The following is a 19,209-nucleotide window of genomic DNA, read 5'->3' on the forward strand; positions in this document are numbered from 1 at the left end:
CCCGGCCATTGGTCGGGGCTTCGCTATTTGGGGGTCTCCCATGGAGAGTAGCGGAGCGCCGCCCGGATCATCGTCAGGCATCTATCCCAACACCCCGAGTTCGAAAGAGCTCGGGGTTTTTCTTTATCTGATCAATGCGTTTCCGCGGAAGCGGCAGTTCGCTAGAATGAATCTTTTCCCGGTTAGGGCATAGGCATGACCATTGGCGACCTCATTCGACTGCTGAGTGACGGGGAGTTCCACTCCGGCGAACAGTTGGGCGAACGGCTGGGTGTATCTCGCACCGCTGTATGGAAGCAACTGAAGAAGCTCGAGGCAATGGATATTCCCCTCGAGGCGGTCAAGGGCCAGGGTTATCGTCTGTCCATGCCGTTGGAGCTGCTGGACGGCGGCCTCATCGTAGCCGGTCTGTCACGTCAAGGGCGTCAGTATCTCACCAGGTTGTTCGTCGAGGAAACGCTTCCTTCCAGTAACGAATTCATTCGGCAGCGCTTTGCACAGGGGGCCGGTCACGGAGAAGTCTGCCTGGTCGAGCAGCAGAGCGCGGGGCGAGGCCGCCGTGGGCGCGTCTGGACGACCCCCTGGGGGCGAGCCCTTATGCTATCGGTTGGCTGGCGATTCGAATCCGGTATCGCGGCGCTGGAGGGGCTGAGCCTGGCGGTAGGCGTGGCCTTGGCCAAGGTGTTGGAGCGGCACGGGCTGAGCCCCAGGTTGAAGTGGCCCAACGATGTACTGCTCGCTGAGGGTGGAGGGCGCCTGGGCAAGCTGGCAGGGATCCTGGTCGAGATCAGTGGCGATACCACGGGCCCCTGCGAAGTCGTGATCGGCATGGGAATCAACTTCAATCTCCCTGAGGCCTTCCGCGAGCAGATCGAGCAGCGCGTGGCTGCGGTTCATGACCAGGCTCCAGGCCTTTCCCGGAATCGGTTGGCTGTCGAGTTGCTGGACGAATTGATGCCGCTGCTGGCAGGCTACGAAACGGCAGGCTTTGTGGCCTGGCAGAACAGTTGGAATGAACGGCATGCTTTTCAGGGCTGCGAGGTCGAAGTACTGCGTGGGCAGCAACGTCTCGTGGCAACGGCCGAGTCCGTGGACGAGTCGGGCAATTTATGGGTCCGGCATGGCGATCGGCGCGAACGCTTGGGGGGAGGGGAGATCAGCGTGCGTGGACGTACATGATCCTTGACCTGGACATCGGCAATACGCTCTCAAAGTGGCGATTGAAGGATGCCGACAGCAGCGAGATCCGCTCACGGGGTGCCGTCTGGACCCGAGAGGAGTGGAAGCCTGGCTCCGATATTCCCGATCTTGACGTGGTAGAGGCGGTGCGGATATCGAGCGTTGCTCGCCAGGCGGTGCTGGAGCAGACCGTGGCGTTGTTGCAGAGTCGTGTGCGAGGCGTGCATGTTGCGCGCTCGGTGCCGGAGGCGCTTGGTGTCGTCAACGGCTACGAGGAGCCTCATCGTCTCGGGGTGGATCGCTGGATGGGTGTGTTGGCTGGCTATCAGCTGGCCGGCGGCTGCTGTGCCGTCGACTGCGGTAGTGCCATCACCATTGATTTCGTGCTCCCCGGAGGGCGTCACTTGGGGGGCTATATCCTGCCTGGCTTGCGCCTGATGAAGGAGAGTCTCCAACTGGGGACGCGCAACGTGGCCATCGATCCGGACAGCGAGGCGGAGGAACTGCTGCTTCCCGGGCGCCGCACTGTCGAGGCCGTCAACCATGGTATCTACCTTGCGGCCGTCAGCGCCGTGAATCGCATCTATGCCGAGGTCTGCGACCGTGAAGGCGTTGCGTTGCCGATGCTGCTGACCGGTGGCGATGCGCGAGTCGTGGCGCGAGGCGTGCATTCCCCTCACGCGGTATGGCCCGATATGGTCTATGGCGGTCTCGAAGCCTGCTTTCCCCTGACCGCAGCAGAGCGGGCCGGGCGCATGTCGGGGGCGCCGCGCGTGCCCTCGCCTGCCGGGCTGGAAAAAATCCGGGCAGGCCTTGCATTCTCCATGCTGCTTTGACACAATGCAGCGCGTTCCAAAGCCGGGGAGTCGCCGGTATGGTGGCTTGGTCGAGCAAGTGGCTGAAAAACAAGCGCTTGACATGGCTTTGGTAGGCGGTAGAATGGGCCGCCATCTGGAGGGGTTCCCGAGTGGCCAAAGGGAGCAGACTGTAAATCTGCCGCGAAAGCTTCGAAGGTTCGAATCCTTCCCCCTCCACCAGATAAGCCGATCGAGGCCCTGGGTCTGGGTTGGAAAGAGTGGGTAGGCGGGCATAGTTCAATGGTAGAACCTCAGCCTTCCAAGCTGATGGTGCGGGTTCGATTCCCGCTGCCCGCTCCAGGTATTCCTGCTGAATGCGGCAGGTGGTACCGCAAGGTTGCGCTCATGTAGCTCAGGGGTAGAGCACACCCTTGGTAAGGGTGAGGTCGACGGTTCAAATCCGTCCATGAGCTCCAGTACAGAAAGGCGAGCCCAGGCTCGCCTTTCTTTTTCTTCGCGGCGAAGCTTTGCCGGAAGGGGTTGTCAGTCTGCGAGTCATTCGCTATCATGACGCCCGCTGTTGTGCATGCTGCCTGCAAAGGGTGGGGCATACCAGATACAGGCCAGTAGCTCAATTGGCAGAGCAGCGGTCTCCAAAACCGCAGGTTGGGGGTTCGATTCCCTCCTGGCCTGCCAGCCTTCCCCAGGTTGGCATTCTTCTTTGCGAACATACTCGATTGCCGCACCCTGAGGAGTCTCGTTTTCATGAAACACAACGCCGAGGTGCAGGAGTCGCGCCACGACGGGCTCAAGTGGGCGGTTGTCGTCACGTTGGTGGTGCTGGCGGTGGTAGGCAATACCTACTACGCCGATCAGGCGCTTCTCTACCGCGTGCTTGGCGTCGTCGTGCTCTGTGCAGCCGCCGCGGCCCTGGCGCTGACTACCGCCAAGGGGCGGGATCTCGCTGAGCTGGCCAAGAATGCCAAGAAAGAGATTCAGCGCGTGGTGTGGCCGACCCGACCCGAAACAGTTCAGACGACTGCCATCGTGTTGGTGGCCGTGCTGGTCGTCGGGCTGATGCTTTGGCTGATCGACACCCTACTTAGCTGGGCGATGTCCGGCGTCATCGGTTAGGAGTTTTCATGTCCAAGCGTTGGTACGTCGTACACGCCTACTCCGGCTTCGAGAAGCATGTCATGCGCTCCCTCAAGGAGCGCGTGAAGATGTATGCCATGGAGGATCGTTTCGGCGAAATCCTGGTGCCGACCGAAGAGGTCGTCGAGGTGCGTGACGGCAAGCGTCGCAAGAGCGAACGCAAATTCTATCCCGGCTATGTGCTGGTCGAGATGGAAATGGACGACGCGACCTGGCACCTGGTCAACGAGACGCCCCGCGTGATGGGCTTCATTGGCGGGACCAAGGAGAAGCCGGCGCCGATCACCCAAAAGGAGGCCGATGCCATCCTGCGTCGGGTGAAGGACGGCAGCGACAAGCCGCGGCCCAAGACCATGTTCGAGCCCGGTCAGTCGGTGCGCGTCGTCGATGGTCCCTTCGCCGATTTCAATGGTGTGGTGGAAGAGGTCAATTACGACAAGAGCCGCCTGCAGGTCAGCGTATTGATCTTCGGTCGTGCGACGCCCGTCGAGCTCGAATTCTCTCAGGTCGAGAAAGAGTAACGTTTCTCGTTCATAGGTTTGCTGTGCGGCCACTCAGGTGGCCGTTTAACCCGGGGAGCCGCAAGGCGCTACTACCCAACTGGAGTACATCATGGCCAAGAAAGTACAGGCTTACATCAAGCTGCAGGTCGCAGCTGGTAAGGCCAACCCGAGTCCCCCCGTGGGCCCTGCGCTGGGTCAGCACGGTGTCAATATCATGGAATTCTGCAAGGCGTTCAACGCGGCCACGCAGGAAATCGAGCCGGGCCTGCCGACTCCCGTGGTAATCACCGTCTATTCCGACCGCAGCTTCACCTTCATCACCAAGACGCCGCCGGCGGCCGTCCTGTTGAAGAAGGCGGCTGGCATCAAGTCCGGCTCCGGTGAGCCGAACAAGAAGAAGGTCGGTACCGTGACCCGTGAGCAGCTCGAGGAAATCGCCAAGACCAAGGAGCCGGATCTGACGGCTGCCGACCTCGACGCCGCGGTGCGTACCATTGCCGGTAGCGCCCGTAGCATGGGCCTGAACGTGGAGGGTCTCTGATCATGGCCAAGCTTTCCAAGCGTGCACAGATGATTCGCGAAAAGGTCGACGCCTCCAAGGCCTACAGCCTGGAAGAGGCCGTGGCCCTGCTCGCCGAGCTGTCCACCGTCAAATTCAAGGAGTCGCTGGACGTCGCCATCAACCTGGGTGTCGATCCGCGTAAATCCGACCAGGTGGTGCGCGGCGCCACCGTGATGCCCAACGGAACCGGCAAGGACGTGCGTGTCGCCGTGTTCACCCAGGGCGCCAGCGCCGAGGCTGCCAAGGAAGCCGGTGCCGATATCGTCGGCATGGACGACCTGGCCGAGCAGGTCAAGAAGGGCCAGCTCGACTTCGACGTCGTCATCGCTTCGCCGGATGCCATGCGCGTCGTCGGCCAGCTGGGCCAGATCCTCGGTCCGCGCGGCCTGATGCCGAACCCCAAGGTCGGCACCGTGACGCCTGACGTGGCCACTGCGGTGAAGAACGCCAAGGCCGGTCAGGTGCGTTTCCGTACCGACAAGAACGGCATCATTCATACCACTCTGGGCAAGGTCGATTTCGATGCCGACGCGATCCGGGGCAACCTGGAAGCGCTGGTCGCCGACCTCAAGCGTCTCAAGCCGAGCACGTCCAAGGGTATCTACTTCAAGAAGGTCACCCTGTCCACTACCATGGGCCCGGGCGTGACCCTCGATCACTCTGCCTTCGCCTAAGGCGTAAGCAGAGCGAAGCGTAGCAACAACTTTGCGGTCCCCGAGGCCCTGTCAGCAGGGCAGGAGGGGCGCCGTCAAAGACCGCAGGTGCCGCCCTTTCTCGATTGGGCGGCTTAATCTCCCCTAGAGGGATGCCTGCGCAGATGGTGTGGCCGCCAGAACGCTGGTGAGCACCATCACCCAGGACTTCCGCCGACGCCTGGCGTCAGCGGAAGAGATGGTAACCTCCGGAGCCTGCTGTATGCGGTTCCGGCACGAAGGAGTGATCACTGTGCCACTAGCACTCGAAGGCAAGAAGGCGATTGTTGCCGAGGTCAGTGAAGCCGCCAAGGGCGCACTCTCCGTCGTAGTTGCCGACTCTCGTGGCGTCACGGTCGAGAAGATGACCGGTCTGCGTAAGCAGGCGCGCGAGAATGGCGTCCAGTTGCGTGTTGTTCGCAACACCCTGGCACGCCGCGCCCTCTCCGGCACTCAGTGGGAGTGTCTGAACGAGAGCTTCGTTGGTCCTACTCTGCTTGCGTTTTCCACCGAGCATCCGGGCGCTGCTGCCCGTCTGTTCAAGGATTTCGCCAAGGATGAGAAGAACTTCGAAGTCAAGGCGCTGGCCTACGAAGGCGAGCTGATTCCGGCAAGCGACATCGACCGTCTGGCGACCCTGCCGACTTATGACGAGGCCATCGCTAAGCTGATGTCCGTCATGAAGGAAGCTTCCGCTGGCAAGCTGGTTCGTACCCTGGCCGCCCTGCGCGACCAGAAGCAGGAAGAGGCCGCCTGATCGGCGAACTCGGAGCTGCAGCCTGAATCGAACACTGAACAGAGCGCTCGGTGCACCGAGGCTCCCGCAAAGTTAGGAATACCGAAATGGCACTGACCAAAGAAGACATCATCAACGCCGTCGCCGACATGTCCGTCATGGAAGTCGTCGAGCTGATCGAAGCGATGGAAGAGAAGTTCGGCGTTTCTGCCGCTGCCGCCGTCATGGCTGGCCCGGCTGCTGGCGGCGACGCCGGTGCTGCCGAAGAGCAGACTGAATTCGACCTGGTGCTGACCAGCGCTGGCGACAAGAAGGTCAACGTGATCAAGGCCGTGCGCGAGATCACCGGACTGGGCCTGAAGGAAGCCAAAGCTGCCGTTGACGGCGCTCCGGCGACCATCAAGGAAGCCATGCCGAAGGAAGAGGCCGAAGCGGCCAAGAAGAAGCTGGAGGAAGCCGGCGCGTCAGTGGAACTCAAGTAAGCCCTTGGTTTCCATGGCTTCACGCGCTGCGTAAGCTTCCATGGCTGGTGGCGGGTCCTCCCGCTGCCGGCCTTTTTCTGTTGCACTAGCGCCTTGCTGACGCAGCGTCGCTAGAAGAATCCCGACGGCGAGCTACCTTTTCGGAGCTTGCCGTCAGCGCCTGACGGGGACAAGCCTGTCGGGCGGCGCCGACCACGCATCGGTCACCCATGGTGAACAAGCTGGGGAATACAGATGGCTTACTCATACACTGAGAAAAAACGCATCCGCAAGGATTTCGGCAAACTGCCCCAAGTGATGGATGTGCCCTACCTGCTGGCGATCCAGCTTGATTCCTATTACGACTTCCTCCAGCAGGACCGCTCGCCCGAGGAGCGCCTCGAGACCGGGTTGCACGCGGCGTTCAAGTCCGTGTTCCCGATCGAGAGCTTCTCCGGCAACGCCGCGCTAGAGTACGTCAGCTACCGCTTCGGAACTCCGGCGTTCGACGTCAAGGAGTGCCAGCTGCGTGGCGTGACGTACTCCGCTCCCCTGCGGGTCAAGGTTCGCTTGATCATCTATGATCGCGACTCCTCGAACAAGGCCATCAAGGACATCAAGGAGCAGGAAGTCTACATGGGGGAAATCCCCCTGATGACCGAGAACGGTACCTTCGTGGTCAACGGTACCGAGCGCGTCATCGTTTCCCAGCTGCACCGCTCTCCGGGTGTGTTCTTCGACCATGACAAGGGCAAGAGCCACTCGTCCGGCAAGCTGCTCTACTCCGCTCGTGTGATTCCCTACCGCGGCTCCTGGCTCGACTTCGAGTTCGATCCCAAGGACAACGTCTTCGTACGTATCGACCGCCGCCGTAAGCTGCCGGCCACGGTGCTGCTGCGTGCGCTGGGCATGAGTGCCGAGGAGATCCTCGACGAGTTCTTCGATACCAGCACCTTCCACATCGAGAAGAGCGGTTTCTCTGTGGAGCTGGTGCCGTCGCGCCTGCGCGGTGAAACCGCCACCTTCGACATCAAGGACGCCGATGGCAACCTGATCGTCGAAGAAGGTCGGCGTATCACCCAGAAGCATATCCGCCAGCTGGAGAAGGCCGGCCTCGAGCGCCTCGAAGTGCCGATGGATTACCTGTTCGGCAAGACCCTGGCCAAGGACCAGATCGACGCCAGCACCGGCGAGCTGATCTGCCCTTGCAACAGCGTGATCACGCCCGAGCTGCTCGAGAAGCTTGGCCAGGCCGGCATTACCACGCTCGAGACGCTGTACACCAACGACCTCGACTGTGGTCCGTTCGTCTCCGAGACCCTGCGCCTGGATACCACCGGTTCGCAGCTCGAAGCGCTGGTCGAGATCTACCGCATGATGCGCCCCGGCGAGCCACCCACCAAGGAAGCCGCCGAGACGCTGTTCCACAACCTGTTCTTCACCGAAGATCGCTACGACCTCTCCGGCGTCGGTCGAATGAAGTTTAATCGTCGTCTGCGTCGCGAAGGCGATACCGGTTCCGGAGTGCTCGACAACCGCGACATCCTCGACGTGCTCAAGGAGTTGATCTACATCCGTAACGGCTTCGGTGAAGTCGACGATATCGATCACCTGGGCAACCGCCGCATCCGCTGCGTCGGCGAGATGGCCGAGAATCAGTTCCGCGTCGGCCTGGTTCGCGTCGAGCGTGCGGTCAAGGAACGCCTCTCGATGGCTGAGAGCGAAGGCCTGATGCCGCAGGACCTGATCAACGCCAAGCCCGTTGCCGCGGCGGTCAAGGAGTTCTTCGGCTCCAGCCAGCTGTCGCAGTTCATGGACCAGAACAACCCGCTTTCCGAGGTCACTCACAAGCGCCGTGTTTCCGCCCTCGGCCCGGGCGGCCTGACCCGCGAGCGTGCCGGCTTCGAAGTGCGCGACGTTCACGCCACGCACTACGGTCGCCTGTGCCCGATCGAGACCCCGGAAGGTCCGAATATCGGTCTGATCAACTCGCTGGCCACCTACAGCCATACCAACAGCTATGGCTTCCTGGAGACGCCGTACCGCAAGGTAGTGGATCGTCAGGTCACCGACGAGGTGGTGCACCTCTCCGCCATTGAAGAGGGCGATTACATCATCGCCCAGGCCTCGGCGACCGTGGACGAGTCCAACAAGCTGGTCGACGACCTGGTGCAGGTGCGCCACAAGGGCGAGACCACCTTCATGCGTCCCGAGCAAGTGACGCTGATGGACGTCTCCCCGCGCCAGGTGGTCTCCGTGGCGGCGGCGCTGATCCCGTTCCTCGAGCACGATGACGCCAACCGCGCCCTGATGGGCTCGAACATGCAGCGCCAGGCAGTGCCTACCCTGCGTGCCGAGAAACCGCTGGTGGGTACCGGCATGGAGCGTTTCGTTGCGCGCGACTCCGGCGTGTGCGCCGTGGCCCGCCGTGGCGGCGTGATCGATTCGGTCGACGCCAAGCGCATCGTGGTGCGTATCAACGAGGACGAGATCATCGGCGGCGAGGCCGGCGTCGATATCTACAACCTCACCAAGTACGTGCGCTCCAACCAGAACACCTGCATGAACCAGCGCCCCATCGTGCGTCCGGGCGACGTGGTGGCGCGTGGCGACATCCTCGCCGACGGCCCCTCCGTCGACATGGGCGACCTGGCCCTGGGCCAGAACATGCGCATCGCCTTCATGCCCTGGAACGGCTACAACTTCGAGGACTCGATCCTGCTCTCGGAGCGCGTGGTGCAGGAAGATCGCTTCACCACCATCCACATCCAGGAGCTGACCTGCGTCTCCCGCGACACCAAGCTGGGGCCGGAGGAGATCACCTCGGATATCCCCAACGTGGGTGAATCGGCTCTCTCCAAGCTCGATGAGGCCGGCGTGGTATACATCGGTGCCGAGGTTGGCCCGGGCGACATCCTGGTAGGCAAGGTCACGCCCAAGGGCGAGACCCAGTTGACCCCGGAAGAGAAACTGCTGCGAGCGATCTTCGGTGAGAAGGCCTCCGACGTTAAGGACACCTCGCTGCGCGCACCGACCGGCATGAAGGGCACGGTCATCGACGTCCAGGTCTTCACCCGTGATGGCGTGGAGAAGGATTCGCGTGCACTGGCCATCGAGCAGATGCAGCTCGATGAGGTGCGCAAGGACCTGCAGGAGACCTACCGCATCGCCGAGGATGCCACCTTCGAGCGTCTCAAGCGCACGCTTGCCGGCCAGCCGGTCAACGGTGGGCCCAAGCTGAAGAAGGGCGACGTGCTCTCCGACAGCTATCTCGAGGAGCTGCCGCGCCAGCAGTGGTTCAAGCTGCGTCTGCAGGACGAGTCGCTCAACGAGCTGCTGGCCCAGGCCGACGAGCAGTTGGAGAACCGCCGCAAGGAGATGGAGGAGCGCTTCGAAGACAAGAAGCGCAAACTGACCCAAGGCGACGACCTTGCGCCGGGCGTGCTCAAGATCGTCAAGGTCTACATGGCGGTCAAGCGTCGCATCCAGCCGGGTGACAAGATGGCGGGTCGTCACGGTAACAAGGGTGTCATCTCGGCGATCATGCCGGTTGAGGACATGCCCTTCGATGACAACGGCATGCCGGTAGACATCGTTCTCAACCCGCTGGGCGTGCCGTCGCGCATGAACGTGGGGCAGATCCTCGAGACCCACCTGGGGCTGGCCGCCCATGGCCTGGGCATGAAGATCGACGCCATGCTGCGCGACGCCCGCAATCAGCAAGTGGCCGAGATCCGTGAGTTCCTGGGGCAGGTATATAACTCCACCACCGGGACGCGGGTTGAGGATCTCGACTCGCTCTCCGACGAAGAGATCATTGCCCTGGCCAAGAACCTACGCGGCGGCGTGCCGATGGCCTCTCCGGTGTTCGATGGTGCCGCCGAGGGCGAGATCAAGCACCTGCTGCGCCTGGCTGATCTGCCGGATTCCGGCCAGATGACGCTGTACGACGGGCGTACCGGTGACGCCTTCGACCGCCTGGTGACGGTGGGCTACATGTACATGCTCAAGCTCAACCACCTGGTGGACGACAAGATGCACGCCCGTTCCACTGGCTCCTACTCGCTCGTTACCCAGCAGCCGCTGGGCGGCAAGGCGCAGTTCGGCGGCCAGCGCTTCGGCGAGATGGAGGTGTGGGCACTGGAGGCCTATGGTGCTGCCTACACCCTCCAGGAGATGCTCACGGTGAAGTCCGACGACGTGGAAGGTCGCACCAAGATGTACAAGAGCATTGTCGACGGCGACCACACCATGCATGCCGGCATGCCGGAATCCTTCAACGTACTGGTGAAGGAAATCCGTTCGCTGGGCATCGATATCGAGTTAGAGAGCTAGGAGCCGACTCCATGAAAGATTTGGTGAAAGTCCTCAAATCGCAATCACAGTCCGAAGAGTTCGATGCGATCAAGATCTCGCTCGCCTCCCCGGACATGATTCGCTCCTGGTCCTATGGTGAGGTCAAGAAGCCCGAGACCATCAACTACCGTACCTTCAAGCCGGAGCGGGACGGGTTGTTCTGCGCCAAGATCTTCGGTCCGGTGAAGGACTACGAGTGCCTGTGCGGCAAGTACAAGCGCATGAAGCACCGCGGCATCATCTGCGAGAAGTGCGGCGTCGAGGTGACCAAGGCGGCAGTGCGCCGCGAGCGCATGGGCCATATCGAGCTGGCCAGCCCCGTCGCGCACATCTGGTTCCTCAAGTCGCTGCCGTCGCGCATCGGCATGTTCCTCGACATGACCCTGCGTGACATCGAGCGGGTGCTCTACTTCGAGAGCTTCGTGGTCATCGATCCGGGCATGACCACGCTCGAGCGCGGCCAACTGCTCAACGACGAGCAGTACTTCGAGGCCCTCGAGGAGTTCGGTGACGACTTCGACGCCCGCATGGGCGCCGAGGCCATCCAGGCGCTGCTCAAGGACATCGATCTCTCCGAGGAGGTCGATCGCCTGCGCGAGGAGATCCCGCAGACCAACTCCGAGACCAAGATCAAGAAGCTCTCCAAGCGGCTCAAGCTGCTCGAGGCCTTCCTCAACTCCGGTAACGACCCGGCGTGGATGGTCATGGAGGTGCTGCCGGTGCTGCCGCCGGACCTGCGTCCGCTGGTGCCGCTGGACGGCGGTCGCTTCGCCACCTCGGATCTCAACGATCTGTACCGTCGGGTGATCAACCGCAACAACCGCCTGAAGCGTCTGCTCGACCTCAATGCGCCGGACATCATCGTGCGCAACGAGAAGCGTATGCTGCAGGAGGCGGTCGATGCGCTGCTCGACAACGGTCGTCGCGGCCGCGCCATCACCGGCTCCAACAAGCGTCCGTTGAAGTCCCTGGCCGATATGATCAAGGGCAAGCAGGGCCGCTTCCGTCAGAACCTGCTGGGCAAGCGCGTCGATTACTCCGGCCGTTCGGTCATTACCGTCGGTCCGACCCTGCGTCTGCACCAGTGCGGTCTGCCCAAGAAAATGGCGCTGGAACTGTTCAAACCGTTCATCTACTCCAAGCTGCAGTCGCTGGGTCACGCCTCCACGATCAAGGCCGCCAAGAAGATGGTCGAGCGTGAGCTGCCCGAGGTGTGGGACATCCTCGCCGACGTCATCCGCGAGCATCCGGTGTTGCTCAACCGCGCGCCGACCCTGCACCGTCTGGGTATCCAGGCCTTCGAACCGCTGCTGATCGAAGGCAAGGCGATTCAGCTGCACCCGCTGGTGTGTGCCGCCTACAACGCCGACTTCGACGGCGACCAGATGGCCGTTCACGTGCCGCTGACGCTGGAAGCCCAGCTCGAGGCGCGGGCGCTGATGATGGCCACCAACAACGTGCTGTCGCCAGCCAACGGTGATCCGATCATCGTGCCGTCACAGGACGTGGTGCTGGGCCTGTACTACATGACCCGCGAGAAGGTCAACGCCAAGGGCGAGGGCATGGTGTTCTCCGGTCTGAACGAGGTCGAGCGCGCTTTCGGCAGCCAGAATGTGTCGCTGCACGCGCGGGTAAAGGTACGTCTCACCGAGGTGCTGGCCGACGAAGAGACCGGCGAGCTGAACACGACTCGAACCATCTATGACACCACCGTGGGTCGTGCGCTGCTGTTCCGCATCCTGCCCGACGGCGTGCCCTTCGAGCTGGTCGACCAGCCGATGAAGAAGAAGGCGATCTCGAAGCTGCTCAACGAGGTGTATCGTCGCGCCGGCCTCAAGCCGACGGTCATCTTTGCCGACCAGCTGATGTATACCGGCTTCCGCATGGCGACCTGGTCCGGCGCCTCCATCGGCGTCAACGACTTCGTCATTCCGGAGGCCAAGACCGAGATCGTCGAGGCGGCCGAGGCCGAGGTCAAGGAGATCGAGGATCAGTTCTCCTCCGGTCTCGTCACCGCCGGCGAGAAGTACAACAAGGTCATCGACATCTGGTCCAAGGCCAACGACAAGGTGGCCAAGGCGATGATGGTGGGTATCTCCAAGGAGACCGTGGTCGACCGCAACGGCAACGAGGTAGAGCAGGACTCGTTCAACAGCGTGTTCATCATGGCCGACTCCGGTGCCCGGGGTAGCGCTGCCCAGATCCGCCAGCTGGCGGGTATGCGTGGCCTGATGGCCAAGCCGGACGGCTCGATCATCGAGACACCGATCGTGGCCAACTTCCGTGAGGGTCTGAACGTACTGCAGTACTTCATCTCGACCCACGGTGCACGGAAGGGTCTGGCGGACACGGCGCTCAAGACCGCCAACTCCGGTTACCTGACCCGTCGCCTGGTCGACGTGGCCCAGGACATGGTGATCACCGAAGTCGACTGTGGCACCGAGCAGGGCCTGACCCTGCACCCGGTCATCGAGGGCGGCGACATCATCGTTTCCCTGGCACAGCGGGTGCTGGGTCGCGTGGTGGCGCAGGACGTCATCGATCCCGCCACCGACGAGATTCTGATCGAAAAGGGCACCCTGCTCGACGAAGCCTGGTGCGAACGCCTGGACACCATGGGCGTCGATGAGATCGTGGTGCGCAGTGCCATTGCTTGTGAATCGACGCATGGCGTTTGTTCGACCTGTTACGGGCGCGACCTTGCGCGCGGGCATCAGGTCAACATCGGCGAGGCGGTTGGTGTCATCGCCGCCCAGTCGATCGGTGAGCCGGGTACCCAGCTGACCATGCGGACCTTCCACATCGGTGGTGCAGCATCGCGTGCCTCGGCAGTGGACAGCGTGCAGGTGAAGCACGGCGGCAAGGTGCGTCTGCACAACATGAAGTTCGTCGAGCGTGCCGATGGCAAACTGGTGGTGGTATCCCGCTCCAGCGCATTGGCGGTGGCCGACGATCATGGCCGCGAGCGTGAATACTACAAGCTGCCCTACGGCGCCGAGCTGTCGATCAAGGATGGCGATGCAGTAGAGGCCGGCCAGATGGTCGCCAAGTGGGACCCGCACACCCACCCGATCATCGCCGAGGTCGAAGGCAAGGTGCAGTACGTCGACATGGTCGAGGGTGTCACCATCCACCGCAGCGTGGACGAGATGACCGGCCTGTCGTCCATCGAGGTGATCGAGTCGGCGGCGCGTCCGCAGGCTGGGCGTGACAGCCGCCCGATGATCCTGCTCACCGACGAGAGCGGCGAGCCGATCAGCGTCACCGGCTCCAATACTCCAGTGCAGTACCTGCTGCCGGGCAAGGCCATCGTCTCGGTCGACAACGGTGCCAAGATCGGCATCGGCGAGATTGTCGCGCGTATTCCGGTGGAGGCGTCCGGCAACAAGGACATCACCGGGGGTCTGCCTCGGGTGGCCGATCTGTTCGAAGCGCGCAAGCCGAAAGAGCCGGCCATTCTCGCCGAGATCAGCGGCACGATCAGCTTCGGCAAGGAGACCAAGGGCAAGCGCCGCCTGACGATCACGCCGGATGATGGCAGTGATCCGTTCGAGGCGCTGATCCCGAAATGGCGTCAGATCGCGGTATTCGAAGGCGAGACGGTGGAAAAGGGCGAGGTGATCTCCGACGGCCCGAGCAACCCGCACGATATCCTGCGGCTGCTGGGCGTGGCGGAGCTGGCCAAGTACATCACCGCCGAGATCCAGGAGGTCTATCGTCTGCAGGGCGTGGGCATCAACGACAAGCACATCGAAGTGATCGTGCGTCAGATGCTGCGCAAAGTGGAGATCACCGAGTCCGGCGACTCCGAGTTCATCCCGGGTGATCAGGTCGAACTGGCCAAGGTGCTCGAGGAGAACGGCCGCCTGGTGCAGGCTGATAAGTTCCCGGCCAAGTACCAGCGTGTGCTGCTAGGTATCACCAAGGCCAGTCTGGCCACCGAATCGTTCATCTCTGCAGCCTCCTTCCAGGAGACCACGCGGGTGCTGACCGAAGCGGCGGTGACCGGCAAGCGCGATTACCTGCGTGGCCTGAAGGAGAACGTGGTGGTCGGTCGCCTGATCCCGGCGGGAACGGGCCTGGCTCACCATCAGGAGCGTCGCCGCAAGCGGGAAGATACCGAGCGTCTGCTCCATCCGTCGGCCTTCGACGTCGAGCAGGAGCTGGGTGCCCAGCTCACCGCGCTCGACTCGGACGACGACGAGCTGTAAGCGGGCAGGGCGTCAGGTAGGTGGGTAACCCCGTGTGCTTGACGCCTCACCCCGTTAGACCTTAGAATGCGCAGCCTTTAACAGTGGGGTGGGTGCGCCCGCGCCCGCTGAAAGGTAAGGCAACCATTGGAGTCAGCTACACAACATGGCAACGATCAATCAGCTCGTGCGCAAGCCGCGCAAGCGCCCCGCCGCCAAGAGCGACGTGCCGGCGCTGCAGGCCTGTCCGCAGAAGCGCGGTGTCTGCACCCGCGTCTACACCACCACCCCGAAGAAGCCGAACTCGGCCCTGCGTAAGGTTTGCCGCGTGCGCCTGACCAACGGGTTCGAGGTTTCGTCCTATATCGGTGGTGAGGGTCACAACCTCCAGGAACACTCTGTCGTGCTGATCCGCGGCGGCCGTGTCAAGGACTTGCCGGGTGTGCGTTATCACACCGTGCGCGGCGCCCTCGACACTTCCGGCGTGCAGAACCGCAAGCAGGGCCGTTCCAAGTACGGTACCAAGCGTCCCAAGTCCTGATCGGTCTCGGTGCGTCAACAGAATCAATTTCGGTCTGATAAGAGTAAGGTCGGGCGCCGCCTGAGGCGGGAGTTCCGGGTTTGCCTGAAAGACCCTTCGCTAGAGGGCTTGTCATGCCTAGAAGAAGAGTTGTAGCCAAGCGCGAGATCCTGCCGGATCCCAAGTTCGGAAGCGAGCGCCTGGCCAAGTTCATGAACCACCTGATGGTCAGCGGCAAGAAGTCCACAGCTGAGCGTATCGTTTACGGTGCGCTGGACACGGTTGCCGAGCGTAGCAAGGAAGAGCCGCTGGAGATCTTCGATCGCGCGCTGGAAGCCATCCAGCCGATGGTCGAGGTCAAGTCCCGCCGCGTCGGCGGTGCGACCTATCAGGTGCCGGTAGAGGTTCGTCCCTCGCGTCGCCAGGCGCTGGCCATGCGCTGGCTGGTGGATGCGGCGCGCAAACGCGGTGAGAAGACCATGGTGCAGCGTCTCGCCGGCGAGATGCTCGATGCCGCCGAAGGCAAGGGCTCCGCAGTGAAGAAGCGTGAAGACGTGCATCGTATGGCGGAAGCCAACAAGGCGTTCTCGCACTACCGTTTCTAAGCGCAGCGCTTCTAAACGCATCGCCAACCAACGGGGAGTTCCACCGTGGCACGCAAGACACCTCTCAACCGCTATCGCAACATCGGGATCTGTGCCCACGTCGACGCGGGCAAGACCACTACCACCGAGCGCGTGCTCTTCTACACCGGCTTGTCACACAAGCTGGGTGAGGTGCATGACGGCGCGGCCACCACCGACTGGATGGAGCAGGAGCAGGAGCGGGGGATTACCATCACCTCGGCTGCTGTCACGACCTTCTGGAAGGGGATGAACCAGCAGTTCGACGAGCACCGCATCAACATCATCGACACCCCTGGACACGTCGACTTCACCATCGAGGTGGAGCGTTCGCTGCGGGTGCTCGACGGTGCCGTCGTGGTGCTTTGTGGTTCCTCCGGTGTGCAGCCGCAGACCGAGACCGTATGGCGTCAGGCCAACAAGTACGAAGTGCCGCGCATGGTGTTCGTCAACAAGATGGACCGTACCGGCGCCGACTTCTTCATGGTCGTCGAGCAGCTCAAGGATCGCCTGGGCGCCAATGCCGTGCCGATCCAGATCAACTGGGGCACTGAGGAAGACTTCAAGGGTGTCATCGATCTGATTGAGATGAAGGCCATCCTCTGGAACGAAGCCGACCAGGGCATGAGCTACGAGCTGGTCGACATTCCCGCCGAGCTCCAGGACAAGGCCGCCGAGCTGCGCGAGCAGATGGTCGAAGCCGCTGCCGAAGCCTCCGAAGAGCTGATGGACAAGTATCTCGAGGAAGGTGAGCTCTCCAAGGAGGAGATCAAGGCCGGCCTGCGTCGTCGCACGATCGACAACGAGATCGTGCTGGTCACCTGCGGCTCTGCGTTCAAGAACAAGGGCGTGCAGGCGGTGCTGGATGCCGTCGTCGAATACATGCCGTCGCCGCTCGAGGTCAAGGCCATCGAGGGTGAGCTCGACGACAAGGACGCCACCATTGCCACCCGCGAGGCGGATGACAATGCGCCGTTCGCAGCGCTGGCGTTCAAGATCGCTACCGATCCCTTCGTCGGTACGCTGACCTTCATTCGCGTCTATTCCGGTGTGCTCAATTCCGGCGACAGCGTCTACAACTCCGTGAAGCAGAAGAAGGAGCGCATCGGCCGTATCGTCCAGATGCACGCCAACTCTCGCGAGGAGATCAAGCACGTCTACGCCGGCGACATCGCCGCCTGTATCGGCTTGAAGGACGTGACCACAGGTGACACCCTGTGTGACCTGGAGAACAAGATCGTTCTCGAGCGCATGGAGTTCCCGGATCCGGTTATCTCCGTGGCTGTGGAGCCGAAGTCCAAGGCTGACCAGGAGAAGATGGGTGTGGCGCTGGGCAAGCTGGCCCAGGAGGATCCGTCGTTCCGCGTCAAGACCGACGAGGAAACCGGTCAGACCATCATCTCCGGCATGGGCGAGCTGCACCTCGACATCATTGTCGACCGCATGCGTCGCGAGTTCAAGGTCGAAGCCAACATCGGCAAGCCGCAGGTCGCCTACCGCGAAACCATTCGCGGCAAGGTGGAGCAGGAAGGCAAGTTCGTGCGTCAGTCCGGCGGTCGTGGCCAGTACGGTCATGTCTGGCTGCGCATCGAGCCGCTCACCGAGGCGGACAAGGGCGAAGACGAAGACATGCACTTCAAGTTCGCTTCCGAGATCGTCGGCGGTGTGGTACCCAAGGAGTACGTGGGTGCCGTCGAGAAAGGGGCCTATGAGCAGCTGCAGAACGGCGTCATCGCGGGCTACCCGATGATCGACGTGAAGGTCACGCTGTACGATGGCTCCTACCATGACGTGGACTCGAACGAGAACGCGTTCAAGGTTGCCTCTTCCATGGCAGTCAAGGAAGGGGCGCGCAAGGCCAAGGCCGTGCTGCTGGAACCGGTGATGAAGGTCGAAGTCGTGACCCCCGAGGATTTCATGGGTGACGTCATGGGCGACCTCAACCGTCGCCGCGGTCTGGTGCAGGGCATGGATGACTCTTCCTCCGGCAAGATCATCCGCGCGATGGTGCCTCTGGGTGAGATGTTCGGTTATGCAACCGATCTGCGTTCTCAGACCCAGGGTCGTGCGAGCTACGTCATGGAGTTCGCGAAGTACGAAGAGGCGCCCTCCAGCATCGTTGAAGCCGTCATCAACCAGAAAGGCTAACCGCTAGCAAACGTTAAAGAGGTTATCGAAGTGGCTAAGGAAAAATTCGAACGTTCCAAACCGCACGTCAACGTCGGCACCATCGGTCACGTCGACCACGGCAAGACCACTCTGACTGCGGCCCTGACTCGCGTTTCTGCTGAGGTCTTCGGCGGTGAATGGCGTCAGTTCGACTCCATCGACAACGCTCCGGAAGAGCGTGAGCGTGGTATCACCATCGCCACCTCTCACGTTGAGTATCAGTCCGAGGCGCGTCACTACGCTCACGTCGACTGCCCGGGGCACGCCGACTACGTCAAGAACATGATCACCGGTGCCGCGCAGATGGACGGCGCCATCCTGGTCTGTTCCGCTGCCGACGGCCCCATGCCGCAGACTCGTGAGCACATCCTGCTGTCGCGTCAGGTCGGCGTTCCGTACATCGTCGTGTTCCTGAACAAGGCTGACATGGTCGACGACGAGGAGCTGCTCGAGCTGGTCGAGATGGAAGTGCGTGAACTCCTCAATGAGTACGACTTCCCGGGCGACGACACTCCGATCATCACCGGCTCTGCCCTGATGGCGCTGAACGGTGAAGACGAGAACGGCATGGGCACCACTGCCGTTGCCAACCTGATCAAGGCCCTGGACGACTACATCCCGGAGCCGGAGCGTGCCATCGATCAGCCGTTCCTGATGCCGATCGAAGACGTGTTCTCCATCTCCGGTCGTGGCACCGTGGTCACCGGTCGTATCGAGCGCGGTATCGTCAAGGCCGGCGAGGAAGTCGAGATCGTCGGTATCAAGGACACCACCAAGACTACCGTCACCGGTGTCGAGATGTTCCGTAAGCTGCTCGACGAAGGTCGTGCCGGTGAGAACGTCGGTGCCCTGCTGCGTGGCACCAAGCGTGACGAAGTCGAGCGTGGTCAGGTTCTGGCCAAGCCGGGTTCCATCAACCCGCACACCGTCTTCGAAGCCGAAGTCTACGTGCTGTCCAAGGAAGAGGGTGGTCGTCACACCCCGTTCTTCAAGGGCTATCGTCCGCAGTTCTACTTCCGTACCACCGACGTGACCGGCACCTGTGAACTGCCGGAAGGCGTCGAGATGGTCATGCCGGGCGACAACGTCAAGATGGTCATCACCCTGATCGCTCCGATCGCCATGGATGAAGGCCTGCGCTTCGCCATCCGTGAGGGTGGTCGTACCGTCGGCGCCGGCGTTGTGGCCAAGATCGTTCAGTAAGTCTCCGGACTTCTGATTGATCGAAGGGGGCTCCGCAAGGAGCCCCCTTTCTGCGCACCTCGG

At 62.1% G+C, this 19,209-nt stretch carries 14 protein-coding genes and 4 tRNA genes; all 18 read left to right on the forward strand.

The window, feature by feature from the left end; all coding sequences use genetic code 11:
• Positions 1-195: 195 nt before the first annotated feature.
• The 18 genes from SPH52_RS19500 (at position 196) to tuf (ending at position 19,146) form a co-directional block, all read left to right on the forward strand.
• On the forward strand, positions 196-1,179 hold the full coding sequence (locus SPH52_RS19500) for a biotin--[acetyl-CoA-carboxylase] ligase (RefSeq protein WP_411796730.1): 984 nt from the start codon (positions 196-198) through the stop codon (positions 1,177-1,179).
• Positions 1,176-2,015: a type III pantothenate kinase gene (locus SPH52_RS19505; protein ID WP_411796731.1), complete on the forward strand. Its 840-nt coding sequence runs from the start codon at positions 1,176-1,178 to the stop codon at positions 2,013-2,015. Before SPH52_RS19500 ends, SPH52_RS19505 begins: the two co-directional genes overlap by 4 nt.
• A gap of 117 nt (positions 2,016-2,132) precedes the next feature.
• Positions 2,133-2,216: transfer RNA gene (locus SPH52_RS19510), tRNA-Tyr, on the forward strand.
• 46 nt (positions 2,217-2,262) lie between these two features.
• Positions 2,263-2,336: transfer RNA gene (locus tag SPH52_RS19515), tRNA-Gly, on the forward strand.
• Between the two features lie 41 nt (positions 2,337-2,377).
• Positions 2,378-2,452: transfer RNA gene (locus SPH52_RS19520), tRNA-Thr, on the forward strand.
• A 144-nt stretch (positions 2,453-2,596) separates the two neighbouring features.
• Positions 2,597-2,672, forward strand: a tRNA-Trp gene (locus tag SPH52_RS19525).
• A 69-nt stretch (positions 2,673-2,741) separates the two neighbouring features.
• Entirely contained in the window at positions 2,742-3,110 is a 369-nt protein-coding gene (gene secE, locus SPH52_RS19530; protein WP_411796732.1) for a preprotein translocase subunit SecE, read from the forward strand.
• An 8-nt stretch (positions 3,111-3,118) separates the two neighbouring features.
• Entirely contained in the window at positions 3,119-3,652 is a 534-nt protein-coding gene (gene nusG, locus SPH52_RS19535) for a transcription termination/antitermination protein NusG (protein WP_411796733.1), read from the forward strand.
• Between the two features lie 91 nt (positions 3,653-3,743).
• Positions 3,744-4,175 (forward strand): 50S ribosomal protein L11, encoded by a 432-nt coding sequence (gene rplK / locus SPH52_RS19540; RefSeq protein WP_043514686.1) that lies wholly within the window; start codon positions 3,744-3,746, stop codon positions 4,173-4,175.
• 2 nt (positions 4,176-4,177) lie between these two features.
• Positions 4,178-4,870 (forward strand): 50S ribosomal protein L1, encoded by a 693-nt coding sequence (rplA, locus tag SPH52_RS19545; RefSeq protein WP_411796734.1) that lies wholly within the window; start codon positions 4,178-4,180, stop codon positions 4,868-4,870.
• A 271-nt stretch (positions 4,871-5,141) separates the two neighbouring features.
• Positions 5,142-5,645, forward strand: a complete 504-nt coding sequence (rplJ, locus tag SPH52_RS19550) for a 50S ribosomal protein L10 (RefSeq protein WP_411796735.1) — start codon at positions 5,142-5,144, stop codon at positions 5,643-5,645.
• A gap of 86 nt (positions 5,646-5,731) precedes the next feature.
• A complete protein-coding gene (rplL, locus tag SPH52_RS19555; protein WP_411796736.1) occupies positions 5,732-6,106 on the forward strand; it encodes a 50S ribosomal protein L7/L12 in 375 nt (124 codons plus the stop codon).
• 234 nt (positions 6,107-6,340) lie between these two features.
• The gene (rpoB, locus tag SPH52_RS19560; protein ID WP_411796737.1) at positions 6,341-10,420 is read left to right on the forward strand and encodes a DNA-directed RNA polymerase subunit beta; all 4,080 of its coding nucleotides are present in this window, start codon (positions 6,341-6,343) and stop codon (positions 10,418-10,420) included.
• 11 nt (positions 10,421-10,431) lie between these two features.
• Entirely contained in the window at positions 10,432-14,652 is a 4,221-nt protein-coding gene (rpoC, locus tag SPH52_RS19565; protein ID WP_411796738.1) for a DNA-directed RNA polymerase subunit beta', read from the forward strand.
• Positions 14,653-14,797: 145 nt separating this feature from the next.
• Positions 14,798-15,172 (forward strand): 30S ribosomal protein S12, encoded by a 375-nt coding sequence (gene rpsL, locus SPH52_RS19570; RefSeq protein WP_010626462.1) that lies wholly within the window; start codon positions 14,798-14,800, stop codon positions 15,170-15,172.
• A gap of 113 nt (positions 15,173-15,285) precedes the next feature.
• A complete protein-coding gene (rpsG, locus tag SPH52_RS19575; RefSeq protein ID WP_010626463.1) occupies positions 15,286-15,756 on the forward strand; it encodes a 30S ribosomal protein S7 in 471 nt (156 codons plus the stop codon).
• 45 nt (positions 15,757-15,801) lie between these two features.
• On the forward strand, positions 15,802-17,922 hold the full coding sequence (fusA, locus tag SPH52_RS19580; RefSeq protein ID WP_411796739.1) for an elongation factor G: 2,121 nt from the start codon (positions 15,802-15,804) through the stop codon (positions 17,920-17,922).
• Positions 17,923-17,952: 30 nt separating this feature from the next.
• Complete coding sequence (tuf, locus tag SPH52_RS19585) at positions 17,953-19,146, forward strand: elongation factor Tu (RefSeq protein WP_411796740.1); 1,194 nt, start codon at positions 17,953-17,955, stop codon at positions 19,144-19,146.
• Positions 19,147-19,209: the final 63 nt, after the last annotated feature.

Source organism: Halomonas sp. A29 (genome assembly GCF_046723295.1).
GTDB lineage: Bacteria > Pseudomonadota > Gammaproteobacteria > Pseudomonadales > Halomonadaceae > Halomonas.

Coding starts and splice junctions, on each gene's coding strand:
- rplA (WP_411796734.1), top strand. CDS start 4,178: ATGGCCAAGCTTTCCAAGCGTGCACAGATGATTCGCGAAAAGGTCGAC.
- SPH52_RS19505 (WP_411796731.1), top strand. CDS start 1,176: ATGATCCTTGACCTGGACATCGGCAATACGCTCTCAAAGTGGCGATTG.
- rpsL (WP_010626462.1), top strand. CDS start 14,798: ATGGCAACGATCAATCAGCTCGTGCGCAAGCCGCGCAAGCGCCCCGCC.
- SPH52_RS19500 (WP_411796730.1), top strand. CDS start 196: ATGACCATTGGCGACCTCATTCGACTGCTGAGTGACGGGGAGTTCCAC.
- rpoB (WP_411796737.1), top strand. CDS start 6,341: ATGGCTTACTCATACACTGAGAAAAAACGCATCCGCAAGGATTTCGGC.
- rplL (WP_411796736.1), top strand. CDS start 5,732: ATGGCACTGACCAAAGAAGACATCATCAACGCCGTCGCCGACATGTCC.
- nusG (WP_411796733.1), top strand. CDS start 3,119: ATGTCCAAGCGTTGGTACGTCGTACACGCCTACTCCGGCTTCGAGAAG.
- rpsG (WP_010626463.1), top strand. CDS start 15,286: ATGCCTAGAAGAAGAGTTGTAGCCAAGCGCGAGATCCTGCCGGATCCC.
- secE (WP_411796732.1), top strand. CDS start 2,742: ATGAAACACAACGCCGAGGTGCAGGAGTCGCGCCACGACGGGCTCAAG.
- rpoC (WP_411796738.1), top strand. CDS start 10,432: ATGAAAGATTTGGTGAAAGTCCTCAAATCGCAATCACAGTCCGAAGAG.
- rplK (WP_043514686.1), top strand. CDS start 3,744: ATGGCCAAGAAAGTACAGGCTTACATCAAGCTGCAGGTCGCAGCTGGT.